General features: G+C 72.5%; 11 protein-coding genes and 1 pseudogene. 5 read left to right on the top strand and 7 right to left on the bottom strand.

The genetic code is table 11. From position 1 onward, the window contains the following. Positions 1–45 precede the first annotated feature (45 nt). The 4 genes from ACQPXD_RS03255 to ACQPXD_RS03240 are packed head-to-tail and all read right to left on the bottom strand — an operon-like array spanning position 46 to position 4574. Positions 46–1626, bottom strand: coding sequence for a uroporphyrinogen-III synthase (locus tag ACQPXD_RS03255; protein WP_432834630.1), 1581 nt, complete (start codon positions 1624–1626; stop codon positions 46–48). Beyond that, positions 1610–2500 carry a hydroxymethylbilane synthase gene (gene hemC / locus ACQPXD_RS03250; protein WP_432843608.1) on the bottom strand — a complete coding sequence of 297 codons (891 nt, stop codon included), beginning with the start codon at positions 2498–2500 and terminating at the stop codon, positions 1610–1612. The genes ACQPXD_RS03255 and hemC overlap by 17 nt, the downstream gene beginning before the upstream one ends. Before the next feature lie 35 nt (positions 2501–2535). After that, on the bottom strand, positions 2536–3822 hold the full coding sequence (locus ACQPXD_RS03245) for a glutamyl-tRNA reductase (protein WP_432834628.1): 1287 nt from the start codon (positions 3820–3822) through the stop codon (positions 2536–2538). Further along, positions 3819–4574, bottom strand: coding sequence for a redox-sensing transcriptional repressor Rex (locus ACQPXD_RS03240; protein WP_432834626.1), 756 nt, complete (start codon positions 4572–4574; stop codon positions 3819–3821). Before ACQPXD_RS03240 ends, ACQPXD_RS03245 begins: the two co-directional genes overlap by 4 nt. Before the next feature lie 417 nt (positions 4575–4991). On the opposite strand from ACQPXD_RS03240, the gene ACQPXD_RS03235 reads away from it, so the two are divergent. Both ACQPXD_RS03235 and ACQPXD_RS03230 read left to right on the top strand, forming a co-directional pair. Continuing rightward, the gene (locus ACQPXD_RS03235; RefSeq protein ID WP_432834624.1) at positions 4992–6299 is read left to right on the top strand and encodes a sensor histidine kinase; all 1308 of its coding nucleotides are present in this window, start codon (positions 4992–4994) and stop codon (positions 6297–6299) included. Between the two features lie 114 nt (positions 6300–6413). Then, complete coding sequence (locus ACQPXD_RS03230; protein WP_432834622.1) at positions 6414–7058, top strand: response regulator; 645 nt, start codon at positions 6414–6416, stop codon at positions 7056–7058. Between the two features lie 696 nt (positions 7059–7754). On the opposite strand, the gene ACQPXD_RS03225 is transcribed toward ACQPXD_RS03230, so the two are convergent. Genes ACQPXD_RS03225 through ACQPXD_RS03215 form a run of 3 tightly spaced genes read right to left on the bottom strand, consistent with a single transcriptional unit; the run spans position 7755 to position 10128 of the window. After that, on the bottom strand, positions 7755–8390 hold the full coding sequence (locus ACQPXD_RS03225; RefSeq protein WP_432834620.1) for an HAD family hydrolase: 636 nt from the start codon (positions 8388–8390) through the stop codon (positions 7755–7757). Continuing rightward, the gene (locus ACQPXD_RS03220; RefSeq protein WP_432834618.1) at positions 8387–8632 is read right to left on the bottom strand and encodes a glutaredoxin family protein; all 246 of its coding nucleotides are present in this window, start codon (positions 8630–8632) and stop codon (positions 8387–8389) included. The genes ACQPXD_RS03225 and ACQPXD_RS03220 overlap by 4 nt, the downstream gene beginning before the upstream one ends. Then, entirely contained in the window at positions 8629–10128 is a 1500-nt protein-coding gene (locus ACQPXD_RS03215; RefSeq protein ID WP_432834616.1) for an AMP-binding protein, read from the bottom strand. Before ACQPXD_RS03215 ends, ACQPXD_RS03220 begins: the two co-directional genes overlap by 4 nt. A gap of 467 nt (positions 10129–10595) precedes the next feature. Here ACQPXD_RS03215 and ACQPXD_RS03210 point away from each other — a divergent pair, with 467 nt between their 5' ends. The 3 genes and pseudogenes from ACQPXD_RS03210 to ACQPXD_RS03200 all read left to right on the top strand — a co-directional run bounded on the left by ACQPXD_RS03210 (position 10596) and on the right by ACQPXD_RS03200 (position 13946). Beyond that, positions 10596–11552 (top strand): sigma-70 family RNA polymerase sigma factor, encoded by a 957-nt coding sequence (locus ACQPXD_RS03210; protein ID WP_432834614.1) that lies wholly within the window; start codon positions 10596–10598, stop codon positions 11550–11552. 160 nt (positions 11553–11712) lie between these two features. After that, a pseudogene (locus tag ACQPXD_RS03205) lies at positions 11713–12597 on the top strand (DUF5667 domain-containing protein); the annotation flags it as partial. A gap of 524 nt (positions 12598–13121) precedes the next feature. Then, positions 13122–13946, top strand: a complete 825-nt coding sequence (locus ACQPXD_RS03200; RefSeq protein WP_432843606.1) for an HAD family hydrolase — start codon at positions 13122–13124, stop codon at positions 13944–13946. Positions 13947–14559 lie beyond the last annotated feature (613 nt).

Raw genomic sequence — 14559 nt, 5'->3', positions numbered from 1 at the left:
GCCGGCGCGGCCGGACCTCAGGAAAACCCACGGGAGGGACCCCCTCTAGCGAAACCTCAGGGCGGTTGGGCCCTGCACCTTCGAGCCGCGGCGCTGCTTCGCGGGCATCGCGGCGAGCTTCTCGCGCAGTTCCACAGCGTAGCCCGCGAGCGCCTCGACCAGATCGGTCACCGAGGCGTGCGGCGGCTGCACGTCGACGCGCAGGCCGAACTCGACGGCGGTGTCCGCCGTCTTCGGCCCGATGACCGCGACGACGGTGCGGGCGTGCGGCTTGCCGGCGATGCCGACCAGGTTGCGCACGGTCGAGGACGACGTGAAGAGCACCGCGTCGAACCCGCCGGACTTGATCGCGTCGCGGATGTCGGCCGGCGGCGGCGCGGCGCGGACCGTGCGGTAGGCGGTGACGTCGTCGACCTCCCAGCCCAGCTCGGTGAGGCCGGCGGCGAGCGTCTCGGTGGCGATGTCGGCGCGCGGCAGCAGCACCCGGCCGACCGGGTCGAGGATCTCGTCGTGCGGTGAGAACTCGGCCAGCAGACCCTCCGAGGACTGCTCCCCGGCCGGGACCAGCTCGGGCACGATGCCGAAGCCGCGGACCGCCTCGGCGGTGGCCTCGCCGATGCAGGCGACCTTGACGCCGCCGAAGTGGCGCGCGTCGAGGCCGTGCTCGGCGAACTTCTCCCACACCGCGCGGACGGCGTTGACCGAGGTGAAGACGGTCCAGGCATACCGGCCGTCGACCAGGCCCTTGATCGCGCGCTCCATCTGGGCCGGGGTGCGCGGCGGCTCGACCGCGATCGTCGGCACCTCGCACGGGATCGCGCCGTAGGCCCGCAGCCGCTCGCTCATCGCGCCGGCCTGCTCCTTGGTGCGCGGGACGAGGACCTTCCAGCCGTACAGCGGGCGGTTCTCCCACCAGCCCAGCTTCTCGCGCTGCGCCACGCCGGCGCCCAGGCACAGCACCACCCGGCCGGCGAAGCCGAGCGCGGCGGCGACCATGCTCTCCACCGAGGAGGCGGAGCTGTACTGCGTCTCGCCCGTGCCGTCACCGGTGATCGACACCGGCGTGGCCGGGTCGAGCCCGGCGGCCAGCAGCCCGTCGCGGACGGCGGCGAGGTCGCCGGCGTCGACGGCGAGCGCGGACGAGCCGCGGGAAACGGCGGCGGCGATGGCGTCGAAGTCGACGGACTGCACGTCGTCGACGTCGGCGGTCACCCGCACGCCCGGCAGCGGCACGCCGGCGTAGGTGGCCACCCCGGCGGCCTGGCCGATGCCGGGCACGACCTCGAACGGCACGGCGGTGCGGGCGACCGCCTGCACCTCCTTGAGCACCGTCTCGTGGGCCAGCGGGTCGCCGCCGACGAGGTGGACGGCGCGCAGGCCGGAGCGGGCCGCCGACAGCAGGACCTTGGCCACGTCGCCCGGCGCCCCCTCGGCCGGGCTGAACTGGGCCTCCGGGTCAGCCTCGGCGCGGATCGCGGTGAGCAGCGGCTCCGGGACGTTGCGGTCGTGGACGACGTGGTCGGCGGATACAAGCGCCTCGTGGGCGCGACGGGTCAGCAAGCCTGGATCGCCGGGGCCGGCCCCGACGAAGGCGATCCGGCCGGTGCCCTTACGGCTGCGGGTCATGGTGCACTCCCAGTGCGTTGTCGGCGCCTTCTTCGCGCAGGTCGCGGGCCAGGGCGCGGCCCACCTCCGCGGCGTCGGCGAGCGTTCCGGTGCGCGAGAGCCGGAGGGCGAAGCCGCCGTCCGGGCTGAACACCGCACCGCGCAGATAAATCTCCGGCCCTTCGTCGCCCTCGGCGACCTCGGCCAGCGCCGCGATCGGGGCGGAGCAGCCCGCCTCGAGCTCGGCCAACAGCGCCCGCTCGGCGGTGATCGCCGCGCGGGTGTATTCGTCGTCGAGCGCGGCGAGAAGCTCGCGCAGCTCGACATCGTCTTCGCGGCACTCGACCGCCAGCGCGCCCTGCGCCGGAGCGGGCAGCATCAGCAGCGGATCAAGCACCTCGGTCGCCTCCCCGCCGCGCCCGAGCCGGGACAGGCCCGCGTGGGCCAGCACGATGGCGTCGAACTCGCCATCGGCCAGCTTGCGCAGACGGGTGTCTACGTTCCCTCGCAACGGTACCGCGGAAAGCCGCCGGCCCAGCGCGTTGATCTGGGCGATCCGGCGCAGCGCCCCGGTGCCGATCCGGGCGTCGTCGGGCAGCTCGTTGAGCGTCATCCCGTCGCGGGCGACCAGCGCGTCGCGCGGGTCCTCGCGCAGCGGGACGGCGGCCACCACCAGCCCCTCGGCCGGCCCGGTCGGCAGGTCCTTGTAGGAGTGGACGGCGAAGTCGATCTCCTTGGCCAGCAGCGCGTCGCGCAGGGCGGAGACGAACACGCCCACACCGAGCTGCTGGATCGGCGCGCTCGAGCGGTCGCCGGTCGTGACGATCTCGACCAGGTCGACGTCGCGCCCGGTGCGCTCGCGCAGGGCGTCGGCGACCATCGACGACTGCGCCATCGCCAGCGCGCTGCCGCGGGTTCCCAGCCTCAGCGTCACGGGTGCACCTCGGAAGCGTCGGCCGGATTGATCTCGGAAGTCGGAATCTGCAGGTCGAACAGCTCACGCAGCGCCTGAGCATAGGCCTCGCCACCCGGCGAGGCGGCCAGTTGCCGCACGCGAACGGTCGGTTGGTGCAGCAGCCGCTGGACGATGCGGTGGATGCTGTGCGACACCTCGGCCCGCGCCGTGTCGCTGAGCTCCGGGCAGCGCTGGGCGAGCCGGCGCAGCTCGGCCTCGACGACCTCGTCGGCCCGGGCCCGCAGCGCGGCCACCGTCGGCGCCACATCGGCGCCGCGCAGCCAGGTCAGGAACGCCTCGACCTCGGCGGCGACGATCTCCTCGCCGGCCCGCTCCTCCGCCTCGGCGGTGGTGGACAGCGACTCCGACAGCAGCTCGAGGTCGACCAGCGTCACGCCGGGCAGGTCGTGCACCTCGGGGGCGACGTCGCGGGGCAGCGCGAGGTCGAGCACGAGCAGGTCGCGGCCGGCCCCGGCGAGCAGCGGCGCGTCGAGCACCGCCCCGGGCGACGCGGTCGCGCTCACCACCACGTCGACCCGCTCGAGCAGCGACGGCAGCTCGGCGAACGGTACCGCTTCCGCCCCGTGCAATTCGGCGAGACGCTCGGCCCGGGCGTGGCTGCGGTTGGTGACGAACAGCGGCGCCGCCCCGGCCCGGCGCAGCGTCGCCAGCGACAGCGCGCCCATCGCCCCGGCGCCGATGACCAGCGCGGGCCGCCCGGCCACCGGCGCGGTCGCGCCCTGGCCGTAGGCGAGCGCGGCGCTGACCACGCTCTGGCCGGCGCGGTCGATCTCGGTCTCGGCGTGCACCCGCTTACCGACCCGCAGGGCCTGCTGCATGAGCTCGTGCAGCACGCGGCCGGCGCTGCCCTGCTCGCCGGCGATGCCGTAGGCGTCGCGGAGCTGGCCCAGGATCTGCGCCTCGCCGACCACCATCGAGTCCAGCCCGGCGGCGACCCGGAAGGCGTGGCGGACCGCGTCGACCTCGTAGTGCACGTAGAGCTGGGGCGCGAGCTCGTTGACCGGCAGCTCGGCCCGCGTGGCCAGCACCCCGCCGATGTCGGCCAGGCCGCCGTGGAACGCGGTGACGGCGGCGTAGACCTCGACCCGGTTGCAGGTGGAGAGCACCACGGCCTCGTCCACATACGGCTGGGCCATCAGGTCGGCGAGCATCTCCGACGCCTCGCCGTTGGTCAGGGCGAGCCGCTCCAGCAGGGGCACGCCGGCCGTGCGGTGGGAGAGTCCGACGACGAGCAGGTTCATGATCCGACCGCCTCCCCGCCGAGCCGGTTGGCTCGTTGTAGATCCTGGCCGACCCGCCCGGGCTTCTGCACCGCCGGCAGCGCCGTCAACGCCGACTTACGGTGCTCGTGGAAGGACAGGATCTGCAACTCGATGGCCAGGTCGACCTTACGCACGTCGACGCCATCGGGGACACTCAAGACGCAGGGTGCGAAGTTGAGGACGCTCGTGACGCCGGCCGCCACCAGCCGGTCGCACACGTGCTGGGCGGCGTGTGCCGGGGTGGCGATGACCGCGATCGAGATCTGCTCCTGGTCGACGACCTCGGGCAGCTCGTCGACGTGCCGCACGACCAGGCCGTTGATCTGCTCGCCGACCCGGCCCGGGTCGGCGTCGAAGAGGGCGGCGATGCGGAACCCGCGGCTGCCGAACCCGGCGTAGCCGGCCAGGGCGTGACCGAGATTACCGACGCCGACGAGCGCGACGGCCCGCCGGTGGGTGAGGCCGAGCACCTGCTCGATCTGGTCGATCAGCAGCGTGACGTCGTAGCCGACGCCGCGCGTGCCGGTGCGGCCGAGGTGGGACAGGTCTTTGCGAAGCTTGGCGGAGTTGACGCCCGCGGCCGCGGCCAGACCCTCCGAGGAGACCGTGTCGTGCCCTTCCTCGGAGAGGTGGTGCAGGGCGCGCAGGTACTCCGGAAGCCTGGCGACGGTCGCCTCCGGAAGGTCCGGAAATTCCGGTCCGTCCGTGGGGCCGGTGCGCTGCTGGCTCATGAGTCTCCGAGACGACGACGGTTTGCGAGTCCGCTCGCCGGGCCGGTGGCCGGGCCGCTGGTGGGGCCGGTTGCCGCCTGTGCTAGCGGGGTTCGTCGTTGCAACAGAGTAGGCGCTTGTGAAGCCGTGCACAAATCGCGATCTTGAAGGCTCCGCACCGACCAGGTGGAGGTCAGCGCCCGCCCGTGCGGATCGCGCTCGCGAGAAAAGCCCCCGCGGCACGTGGTGCCCCCTTTCTCCGACGCGGTCGGCAGCGGGCGGGCGCTGTGGCTAGTATCACCGCAATCCAGGCATTTCACGCACCCGACACGCTTTATGTAGCGACACTACCCGTTTTTGCCGGTAGGGCTGCCCCTACCATCAAGTGGCCGGAGCGCGGGATGGGAGGCGGCGGGCGTCGTGCCTAGCGTCGATGACATGACGACGACCATCACCCCGCTGGGTCCGGGCCGGTTCTCCCGCATCTTCCGCCAGCTGGGCATCGACACGCAGTTCGCGCTGCTCGGGTTCCCCCTCGGCATCATCACCATGGTGCTGTGCGTCACCGGGTTCGCGCTGGGCGTCGGGCTCGTGGTGACGGTGGTCGGCTTCCCGATCCTCTTCGTCACGGTGTACCAGGCCCGCGGCTTCGCCACCCTGGAGCGCGCCCGGATCGGCCCGGTGCTGCGCGTCCGGCTCCCGCACCCGTATTACAAGCGGGCCGAGCGGGGCGCCGGCTTCTGGCGGCGCACGTTCGTCCCGCTCACCGACGGGCAGTCGTGGCTCGACCTGGTGCACGCGGTCTTCCGGATCATCCCCAGCACGATCGCCTTCGCCTTCGTGGTCACCTGGTGGGCGGGCACGCTGGGCGGCCTCACCACGGTGCTGTGGGACTGGGCCATCCCCCGCGGCCCGGACGACCAGGACCTGCCGGAGCTGCTGGGCCTGGGCTCCAGCGACACCGTGCGGGTGCTGTTCAACACCGGCATCGGCGTGATCTTCGCCCTCACGCTGCTCCCGGTGGTGCGCGGCGTGGCCCTGCTGGAGGCGTGGTTCGCCCGCGCCCTGCTCAGTGGCGTCAGCGAGCTGCGCGAGCGGGTCATCGTGGCCGAGGCGAGCCGCGACCGCGCCCGGGCGCAGACCTCCGCCGCCGTCTCGGCCGAGACGACCGCCCTGCGCCGGCTGGAGCGCGACATCCACGACGGCCCGCAGCAGCGCCTGGTCCGCCTGGCGATGGACCTGGGCCGCGCCGACCTGCAGTTCGACAACGACCCGACGGCGGCCCGCGCGACGGTCGCCGAGGCGCTCGCCCAGACCCGCGAGACGCTCGACGAGCTGCGCGCGCTGTCGCGCGGCATCGCCCCGCCGATCCTCGTCGACCGCGGCCTGCGGGCGGCGCTGACCGCGCTGGCGGCCCGCTCCATCGTGCCGGTCGACCTGGACCTGCCCGAGATGGAGCGGCTGGAGGCGACCGCGGAGACGACCGCGTACTTCGTGGTCGCCGAGGCCCTCACCAACGTGGCCAAGCACAGCCACGCGAGCGAATGCAAGGTCACGCTGCAGCGCTCCGCCTACGGCATGCTGGTCACCGTCGAGGACGACGGGGTCGGCGGCGCCAGCCTGGCCAAGGGCCACGGCCTGACCGGGCTGTCCGACCGCGTGCGCGCCGCGGGCGGCGAGCTGACCCTCACCAGCCCGGCCGACGGCGGCACCCGGCTCGTCGCCATCCTGCCGATTCCTGGCTAGCGGCGCCTTTCGGCGCGGCGCGGTGGGGGGTTCCCACCCCACACCCCCCATGCCGCGCAAGCGCGGCACCTTTCTGCGCCTCGCACCCGTTCTCGGCTAGCCTAGGATCGGCGCGTGCGGGTTGTCGTGGCCGATGATGCGGTACTGCTGCGCGAGGGGCTGGTGCGGCTGCTCGGCGAGAGCGGGCACACCGTCGTCGCCGCGGTCGGAGACGGGCCGAGCCTGGTCGCGGCGGTGGTCGAGCACCGGCCGGACGTCGCGATCGTCGACGTGCGGATGCCACCGTCACACACCGACGAGGGCCTGCGCGCCGCCGTCGAGGCGCGGGCGCTGGTGCCGAAGACGCCGATCCTGGTGCTGTCGCAGTATGTCGAGGTCTCCTACGCCGACGATCTGCTCGCCGACCGGGCCGGCGCGGTGGGGTACCTGCTGAAGGACCGCGTCGCCGACGTCGCGGATTTCCTCGACGCGGTGCGGCGGGTGGCGAAAGGGGCGACCGTGCTCGACCCGGAGGTGGTCGGCCAGCTGCTGGTCCGCCGCCGGCGGGACGACCCGCTGCGCAGCCTGACCCCGCGCGAGCGCGAGGTGCTGGGCCTGATGGCGGAGGGCCGCTCCAACACGGCGATCGCCCGCAAGCTGGTCGTCACCGACGGGGCGGTCGAGAAGCACGTGAAGAACATCTTCACCAAGCTCGACCTGCACCCCGACGACGAACAGCACCGCCGCGTCCTGGCCGTCCTCACCTACCTCCAGGGCTGAGCCGCCTCCACCACCGCCCGAGCTGCCAGCCCCACGCCGCCACCCGCCGCGGTCCCGAAAAGTTGGGCGCTCCGCGCCACGACTTTTCGGATTTATACCCTGACAGGGCATATATCCGATTTGGCGACGACAACTCTCCGCGATCATGCACGCCGCCACACCGATACCCCGGGTTCGCCATGATCCCGGAGACATACGGTACCCAGGCGTACATCCATCTTCCGCGATCATGAAAAACGCGTGGTGCACGCGGCCGATCCAGCATGATCACGGAAACATCCGGCGGATCGTCCCAGCGCATGCCGACGGTCAAGCCGCGGGCACGCCGCCGCCGCGAACTGCCGGCGGTGACTTTCGCGGACCTGACGGCGGACCGCTCCGCGCCCGGCCCGCCCTGGATGCGCAGAGCGACCCGACCGGCGGTCGCTCCGGCAGCGACGGCGGCGCGGGCCGCGGCCCAGGCCACCGGCCACCACTACCGCCAGCCACCCGCCGCCGCCGGCCACCACCGCTGGCCACCCGCCACCCGCCACCGACCACCCCGACCACTACCACCGGCACCGGCCACCGCCGCGACCGCGACCGCGACCGCGACCGCGACCGCGACCGCGACCGCGATAAGTCCGGCACCTCCGGCGCCGGACTTATCGGACATTTCACGATTTAACGCCATCGGAACAGGGGCTGGCCATCGCGTCAGTCGGAGAGGGCGAAGTCCACGGCCTCGACCAAGGAGTGGGCGACGGGCAGGCCGGTGGCCTTGAGCAGGGCGATGTCGGTGAAGCCGCCCGCGTAGAGCACCGCCGAGGCGCCGACCGAGCGGGCCGCGTCACCGTCGTCGACCGAGTCGCCGATCAGCACCACGTCGGTCGGGTCGATCGACAGGGCCGCCAGGTGCCGCTCCAGGTAGGCGCCCTTGCGCTGGCCGGCGATCTTGCCGGGGAGGCCGTCGACGCGCACCAGGTGGGCGCCGAGGCTGTGCCGCTCGACCTCCACCAGGAGCTCGTCGTGGAAGAACATGGACAGCAGCGACTGCGTGCCGGGCCACTTCCCCATCGCCTCGAGAGCGTCCGGCGCCAGCCGCAGGTCGGCGATGCCGCGCCGGTAGGCGTCGTGGAAGGCGTCGTCGAGCAGTTGGAACTCGACCTGGTCGACCGGGCGCTCCAGCACGTGCGCGTAGTAGTCCGCGATCGGGCGGCGGAAGTCGCGGCGGTGCTCGTCCGCGGTGATGACCGGGCCGCCGACGGTGGCCAGGCAGACGTTCGTGGCGTCGACGACCAGCTTCAGGTCGTCGACGAGGGTTCCGTTCCAGTCCCAAACCAGGTGCTTCACCCGGGTGAGGATAGCCGCAGATCGTTCAGCAGCCGCTCCTCCTCGACCCGCCAGTAGCCGTGCTCCTTGCCGTCGAGGAGCAGCACCGGGATGCGGAAGCCGTACTCCTCCTCGAGGTCGTCGTCGCCGGTGATGTCGATCTCGGCCCACGCCTCGCCGGTCGCCGCCTCGACCCGGGCCAGGGCCGCCTTGGCGTCCTCGCACAGGTGGCAGTCGGGCCGGGTGTACAGCACCAGTCTCACTGCAACGCTCCCTTGCGGACCTTGCCCGTGGCCGAGTGCGGCAGCTCCGCCACGAACTCGACCGCCGTCGGGCACTTGAAGCGGGCGAGGTTGCGCTCGCAGTGCGCGATGAGCTCCTCGGCGGTCACGTGCGAGCCCGGCTTACGCACCACGAGGGCTTTCACGGTCTGCCCGGTGTATGGATGTGGTACCCCCAGTGCCGCCGCCTCCACGACCGCCTCGTGCGCGGCGAGCACGGACTCGACCTCGTGCGGATAGACGTTGAACCCGCTGACCAGGATGAGCTCGCCGAGCCGGTCCACGATGAACAGGTCGCCGTCCTCGTCGGCGTAGGCCACGTCGCCCGTGGCCCACCATCCGTCGGGGCCCGGGCCCGAGGCGCCGTCCGGCCAGTACCCCCGGAAGAAATTGCGACCCCTCGCCACGATCTCGCCGGGATCGCTCGTGCCGTCCTCCTCGTCGGGCACCACGTCCTCGCCGTCGGCGTCGACCAGGCGCACCTCCACGCCCGGGATCGGCCGGCCGATCGAGCCCGGCTTCACCGACGGGCTGGCCAGAGTGCTGGTGAGCACCGGTGCGGCCTCCGTCAGCCCGTAGCCCTGCTGCACCGGGCGGCCGGTGGTCTCGGCGAAGCGCCGCTCGGCCGCGGCGTCCAGCGGCGAGGCGCCGCACACGGCGAGCCGCACGCCGGCCCACGCCCGGGCGAGCCGCTCCCCCATGAGCGACCAGGCGATGAACATCGGGGGTACGCCGACGACCGCGGTCACGCCGTGCCGCTCGATCGCCTCCAGCGAGTCGGCCGGGTCGAACCGCTCGACCAGCACCCCGCACGCCCCGTGGTAGGCCACGGCGCCGAGGCCGGAGTTGAGGCCGTACGCGTGGAACAGCGGCACGGCCAGCAGCAACACGTCGTCGCCGGTGACCGGCGCGGGGTCGATCGCGGCGAGCTGTTCGTGGTTGGCCAGCAGCGCCCGGTGGGGCAGCATGGCACCCTTCGGCGGGCCGGCCGTCCCGGACGTGTACAGCAGCACCGCGAGGTCCTCGCCCCCGCCGACCGTAAGTACCTTCGCGTCGCCATTGAGTAATTCGCCGAGGTTCTCGCCGAGTTGGTACCGCACCGCCGGCGCGTCGTCGCCGAGCGCGTCCAGCACCGGGCGGGTCGCGACCAGCACGGCGGCGCCGGAGTCGGTGAGGACGTGGCTCAGTTCGCGGGCGGTATAGGCCGGATTGACCGGTACGGCGACCAGCCCGGCGCGCAGCACCCCGAAGTAGGCGGCGGCGAACTCGGGCACGTTGGGCAGCGCGATCGCGACCCGGGGCCGGCCGCGGCCGTCTTCGGGCAGGCCGAGGGCGGTCAGGCCGGCGGCGACCGCGTCGACCTGGCGGTCGAGCTCGGCCCAGCTGAGCACGGTGTCGTGCGATCGCAGGGCGGGGCGCGCGCCGCCGTCGGAAGCGGCGCGCCGGACCAGGTCGGCGACGTTGGAAACTTCCTGCACGGTCGCCGAGTGTCGCACAGCGCCCCGCTCGGCACGCACCGCCCGCGGGTGGGGACGCGGCTCCGGAAATATCACCCGTCACCAATCACACTGTCGCGTGGCAAGGTGCCTCCTGCGGTCGGCGTGGGCGTGCACGCCGGCCGACACGCCGACTGAGTAATGGTCCACTCGTTCGTGTGCAATGCCCGTGTCTCACCTCAGCAACAGCATTGCCAATACGTCCGATTTCGTCCGGATTTCCGGCGTGTCGTACGGCGTGTTGCGGCGAGGTGACGGACAGCATGTGCGCCGGACGGACGCTGATCCGTGGAGAGAATGTGCCCTCACGCCGAGAGCCGCTCACACGCGGGTGAGGCCGGACCTATTATCACCGAAGTCGACTCACCCCATTTGTTGCGAGTTGATACCCCTCACCCCGAGGAGGCCGAAGTGCCCGTGATCGCCGTGTCCGTAGTGGTTTGCGACATATGAGCGGTTACCAGCACGTGTTCGACGCCGAGCACGCACTCGCCGGTGGGCTGGGGATGCTGCGCGACTCGATGCGCGACATGTTCAGCACGGTGATCCGTGGCGAGGGAAACAGCGTCCCGCGCACGCGCGGACGCCCCCACACCAACGAGGCACCGACCCGACCCGGCCCGGCGCCCAACGCGAGACCCAACGCCGGGATGAACGGCAAGCCCGCCGGCGGCGCCGGCGCGGGGCTGCTCGGCGAGGAGACGGTGCCGATCCCGCCGCTGGCCGAGGTGCTCGGCGGCGGCACGGACACCGAGGCGCTGCGCGGCGGCACGGACACGCTGACCGACACCGGCCCGCGCGAGCCCGTCCCGCCGCAGCCGACCCGCCCGGAGCGCGGCGACCCGGCCTCGGAGGTCTGGGCGCTCATCGAGCGCGCCCAGGCCGGAGACGGTGCGGCATTCGGGCTCCTCTACGACCGGTACTTCGACACGGTCTTCCGTTTCGTGTACTTCCGGGTCGGCAACCGCCAGCTCGCCGAGGACCTGACCGCCGACACGTTCCTGCGCGCGCTCAAGCGCATCGGCAGCTTCACGTGGCAGGGCCGCGACCTCGGCGCCTGGCTGGTCACCATCGCCCGCAACCTCGTCGCCGACCACTTCAAGTCCGGCCGGTACCGGCTGGAGGTCACCACCGGTGATGTGCTCGACGCCGACCGCCCCGACCGGGGGCCGGAGGGCAGCCCGGAAGCGGCGGTCATCGACCACATCACCAACGTGGACCTGCTCAAGGCCGTCAAACAGCTCAACCCCGAGCAGCAGGAGTGCATCGTGCTGCGGTTCCTGCACGGGTTCTCCGTGGCGGAGACCGCGCAGACCATGAACAAGAACGAGGGAGCGATCAAAGCGTTGCAGTACCGCGCCGTCCGCGCGCTCGCCCGGCTGCTGCCTGACGGATTCCAGCCGTGACGGTTGTCACCTTCGGTTGCAGTGCCCTGCCAGGCGCCGTAACCAGCCTCCGCCTTACACCGTTGGACCTGGTGCGACCGTCGGCATGGCGCACGGCGGACGCGGTGGCCCACCATCCCGCTGCCCTGCCGCGCCTGAGTGACGCGATCAGCGAAGGGGGGTGCCTCTGGTGATTGGCTCCGTCTTCCAACGTCGACGGGCTGAGCGGTTCGCCCAGCTTCTCGACGAGGCCACTGGGGCTCGACGACACCGCATGAGGTCCACGCTCGACGACTCCCTCACCGACCTGGTGTCGGTCGGCCAGCGGCTCGGAGAGCTGCCGGTCCGGGTGGAGGCGCAGCCGGAGTTCCGCGACGGTCTGCGGGCCATGCTCATGGCCACGATCGATCGCGAGGGCATCGGAGCCACCGCGAAGGAGACCGCACCCGAGCCGGCCGGCCGGCTGAGCCTGCGCTCGCTGCGCCGGCCCGCGGGCAGCCGCCCGGCGGTCAGCCGCCGGACCCGCACCCGCGGTGCCATCGTCGTCGGCCTCGCGGCCGGCACCCTGGCCCTGTCCGGAATGTCGGCCGCGAGCGGCGACGCCATCCCCGGCGACGCGCTCTACTCGGTCAAGCGCTCCACCGAGAAGGCCCAGCTCGCGCTGGCCGGCTCGGACATCAGCAAGGGCCAGCTCTACCTCGAGTTCGCCCGCACCCGCCTCGACGAGGCCCAGGCGGTGAAGGACCCGACCGGGCTCACGTCGGTGCTGGACGACATGGACGGCGAGACGCTGGAAGGGGTACGCCTCCTGACCGCCACCGCCGTGGCCCGCAAGGACACCGCCGCGCTGGACGCGATCGACGGCTTCGTCACCAACCAGCGCGGGGCCGCCGAGAAGCTCAAGGCCACGACCGGCGGCGACGCCCGCGCCCGGGCGACCAAGTCGGTCACCCTGCTCGACCAGATCGACCGCCGCTCCAAGGCCCTGCGCCCCCTGGTCAAGTGCGGCTCGACCGCGGTCACCGCCCCGGACACGCTCGGCCCGGTGCCGGGCGGCGCCGCCTGCCGGACCGGCAACAAGCCCGTCGGCAACGGCGCCACTACGACCCAGCCCCCGAGTACCCCCGTCCCGAACAACCCGGGCCAGGCCGGCGCCGTGCCGACCACCAGCGGCCCGGCCGCCGTGACGGTGGACTCCTCCGCCACCGAGTCCGCTCCGGCGGACAAGAACGCCGGCACCACGCCGGCCCCAACCCCAACCAAGTCGGAGAAGCCGGGCCTGATCGACTGGTTGCTGCACTGATTCAACGCACCGACACATAAACGACATGACAGGGCCCGGTGAGCGTCACCGGGCCCTGTTGCTGTTCGTTGCCGGTACCGTTGGTCAGTCCGATGAAATGTTCGATCAGCGCCGCCGATGAAGGGAGCAGAGAGCAGATGCCGATCCGACCTTCGGTCCTGCGGCGCAGACGGCCGAACGGCCGCATCGTCGTGTCCGCCGCCGGCTGGGCCGCCGCCGAGGTGGAGGCCGCCCTGGAGGTGCCGGCCGACCCCGCCGCCGCGGCGTTCTTCGACGTCGACAACACGATGATGCAGGGCGCGTCGATCTACTACTTCGCCCGCGGCCTGGCCAAGCGCAAATACTTCACCAGCCGCGACCTGGCCCGCTTCGCCTACCAGCAGGCGCGCTTCCGGCTGCTCGCCTCCGAGAACGCCGGCACGGTCTCCAACGCCAAGTCCACCGCCCTGGCCTTCATCGCGGGCTGGAAGGTCGAGGACATGGAGCGGCTGTGCGAGGAGATCTTCGACGAACTCATGGCCGACCGGATCTGGTCGGGCACGCTCGCCCTGGCCCAGTTGCACCTCGACGCCGGCCAGCGGGTGTGGCTGGTCACCGCCGCTCCCGTCGAGCTCGGCCGGATCATGGCCGCCCGCCTGGGCCTGACCGGCGCTATCGGTACCGTCGCGGAAATCTCCGGCGGCGTCTACACCGGCCGCCTGGTCGGCGACCTGATGCACGGCCCGGAGAAGGCGTCCGCCATCACCACCCTGGCCCTGGCCGAGGGCCTGGACCTGACCCGCTGCGCGGCCTACAGCGACTCGATCAACGACGCCCCGATGCTCTCCACGGTCGGCTACGCGGTGGCGGTGAACCCCGACCCGGCCCTGCGCCGGGAGGCCCGCAAGCGCGGCTGGGAGATCCGCGACTTCCGCACGGGCCGCAAGGCCGCCAAGATCGCGGTCCCCGCCGCCCTGGCCACGGGCGTCCTGATCGGCGGCGTGGCCACCTACAGCGCCATGCGCAAACGCCGCCGCCGCGCCATCGGCGTGGTCCCGCGCCCACGCTCCGGCTCCGGCAAGTCCGGGCAGCTCCCCACCCCACGCCCCGGCAGCGACTCAGAAACCCCCTAACCCTCCCAGCCCGCCCACCCTGCCGCCCCACCCCTGCCGTCGGGAGAGGCGGTCGCGGGGTCGGCCGCGAAGGCGGGGGTGTCCGCGGCCGGGTCGGCGGGGGTCTCGATCGGTGGGCGGCCGCCGCCCCGGGCCGCCCCGCCACGTCCGCTCCACCCGCACCCGCCTGCGCCGCACTCGCCCGCGCCCCGCCCGGCCGTGCGTCGCCGCCGTGCGCGCTTCACGCTGCCGCGCGAAGTGCAAGGGGCAGCCCCAGTCGTCCGGGGCGCCGAGCAGGGCCGGTTTCCGTTAAGTCGGGCGCTCCGCGCCACGACTTAACGGATTTTTCGCCTGTCAGGGTATAAGTCCGAAAAGTCGCGGCGCGGAGCGCCCGACTTTTCGAAAACGACAGGCCGCGGATGGGGCAACCCGGCGGCTGAGCACGCAAGCGCCGGAGTGGGCGACCGTAAGTCTCCGTGATCATGCCGAGCCCACCGCCGACACCACCCGTTTTCCATGATCACGGAGCGAACATGTACACCCGAGTACCGAAAGTCTCCGTGATCATGGCAAACCCGTGGTGCGGCGCGACAACGCGCATGATCACGGAGACATCCGTTCGCGAGGCTCACGT

Origin of the sequence: Dactylosporangium sp. CA-092794 (assembly GCF_050948465.1) — a bacterium.
Lineage (GTDB): Bacteria > Actinomycetota > Actinomycetes > Mycobacteriales > Micromonosporaceae > Dactylosporangium.
Note: the sequence above shows the minus strand (reverse complement) of the source record. Positions and strands in the feature narration are given on the sequence as shown.

Bases quoted from the DNA above. Each gene is read 5' to 3' on its own strand.
- ACQPXD_RS03255 (WP_432834630.1), bottom strand. From the start codon at position 1,626: ATGACCCGCAGCCGTAAGGGCACCGGCCGGATCGCCTTCGTCGGGGCC.
- hemC (WP_432843608.1), bottom strand. From the start codon at position 2,500: ATGGCGCAGTCGTCGATGGTCGCCGACGCCCTGCGCGAGCGCACCGGG.
- ACQPXD_RS03245 (WP_432834628.1), bottom strand. From the start codon at position 3,822: ATGAACCTGCTCGTCGTCGGACTCTCCCACCGCACGGCCGGCGTGCCC.
- ACQPXD_RS03240 (WP_432834626.1), bottom strand. From the start codon at position 4,574: ATGAGCCAGCAGCGCACCGGCCCCACGGACGGACCGGAATTTCCGGAC.
- ACQPXD_RS03235 (WP_432834624.1), top strand. From the start codon at position 4,992: ATGACGACGACCATCACCCCGCTGGGTCCGGGCCGGTTCTCCCGCATC.
- ACQPXD_RS03210 (WP_432834614.1), top strand. From the start codon at position 10,596: ATGAGCGGTTACCAGCACGTGTTCGACGCCGAGCACGCACTCGCCGGT.
- ACQPXD_RS03200 (WP_432843606.1), top strand. From the start codon at position 13,122: ATGATGCAGGGCGCGTCGATCTACTACTTCGCCCGCGGCCTGGCCAAG.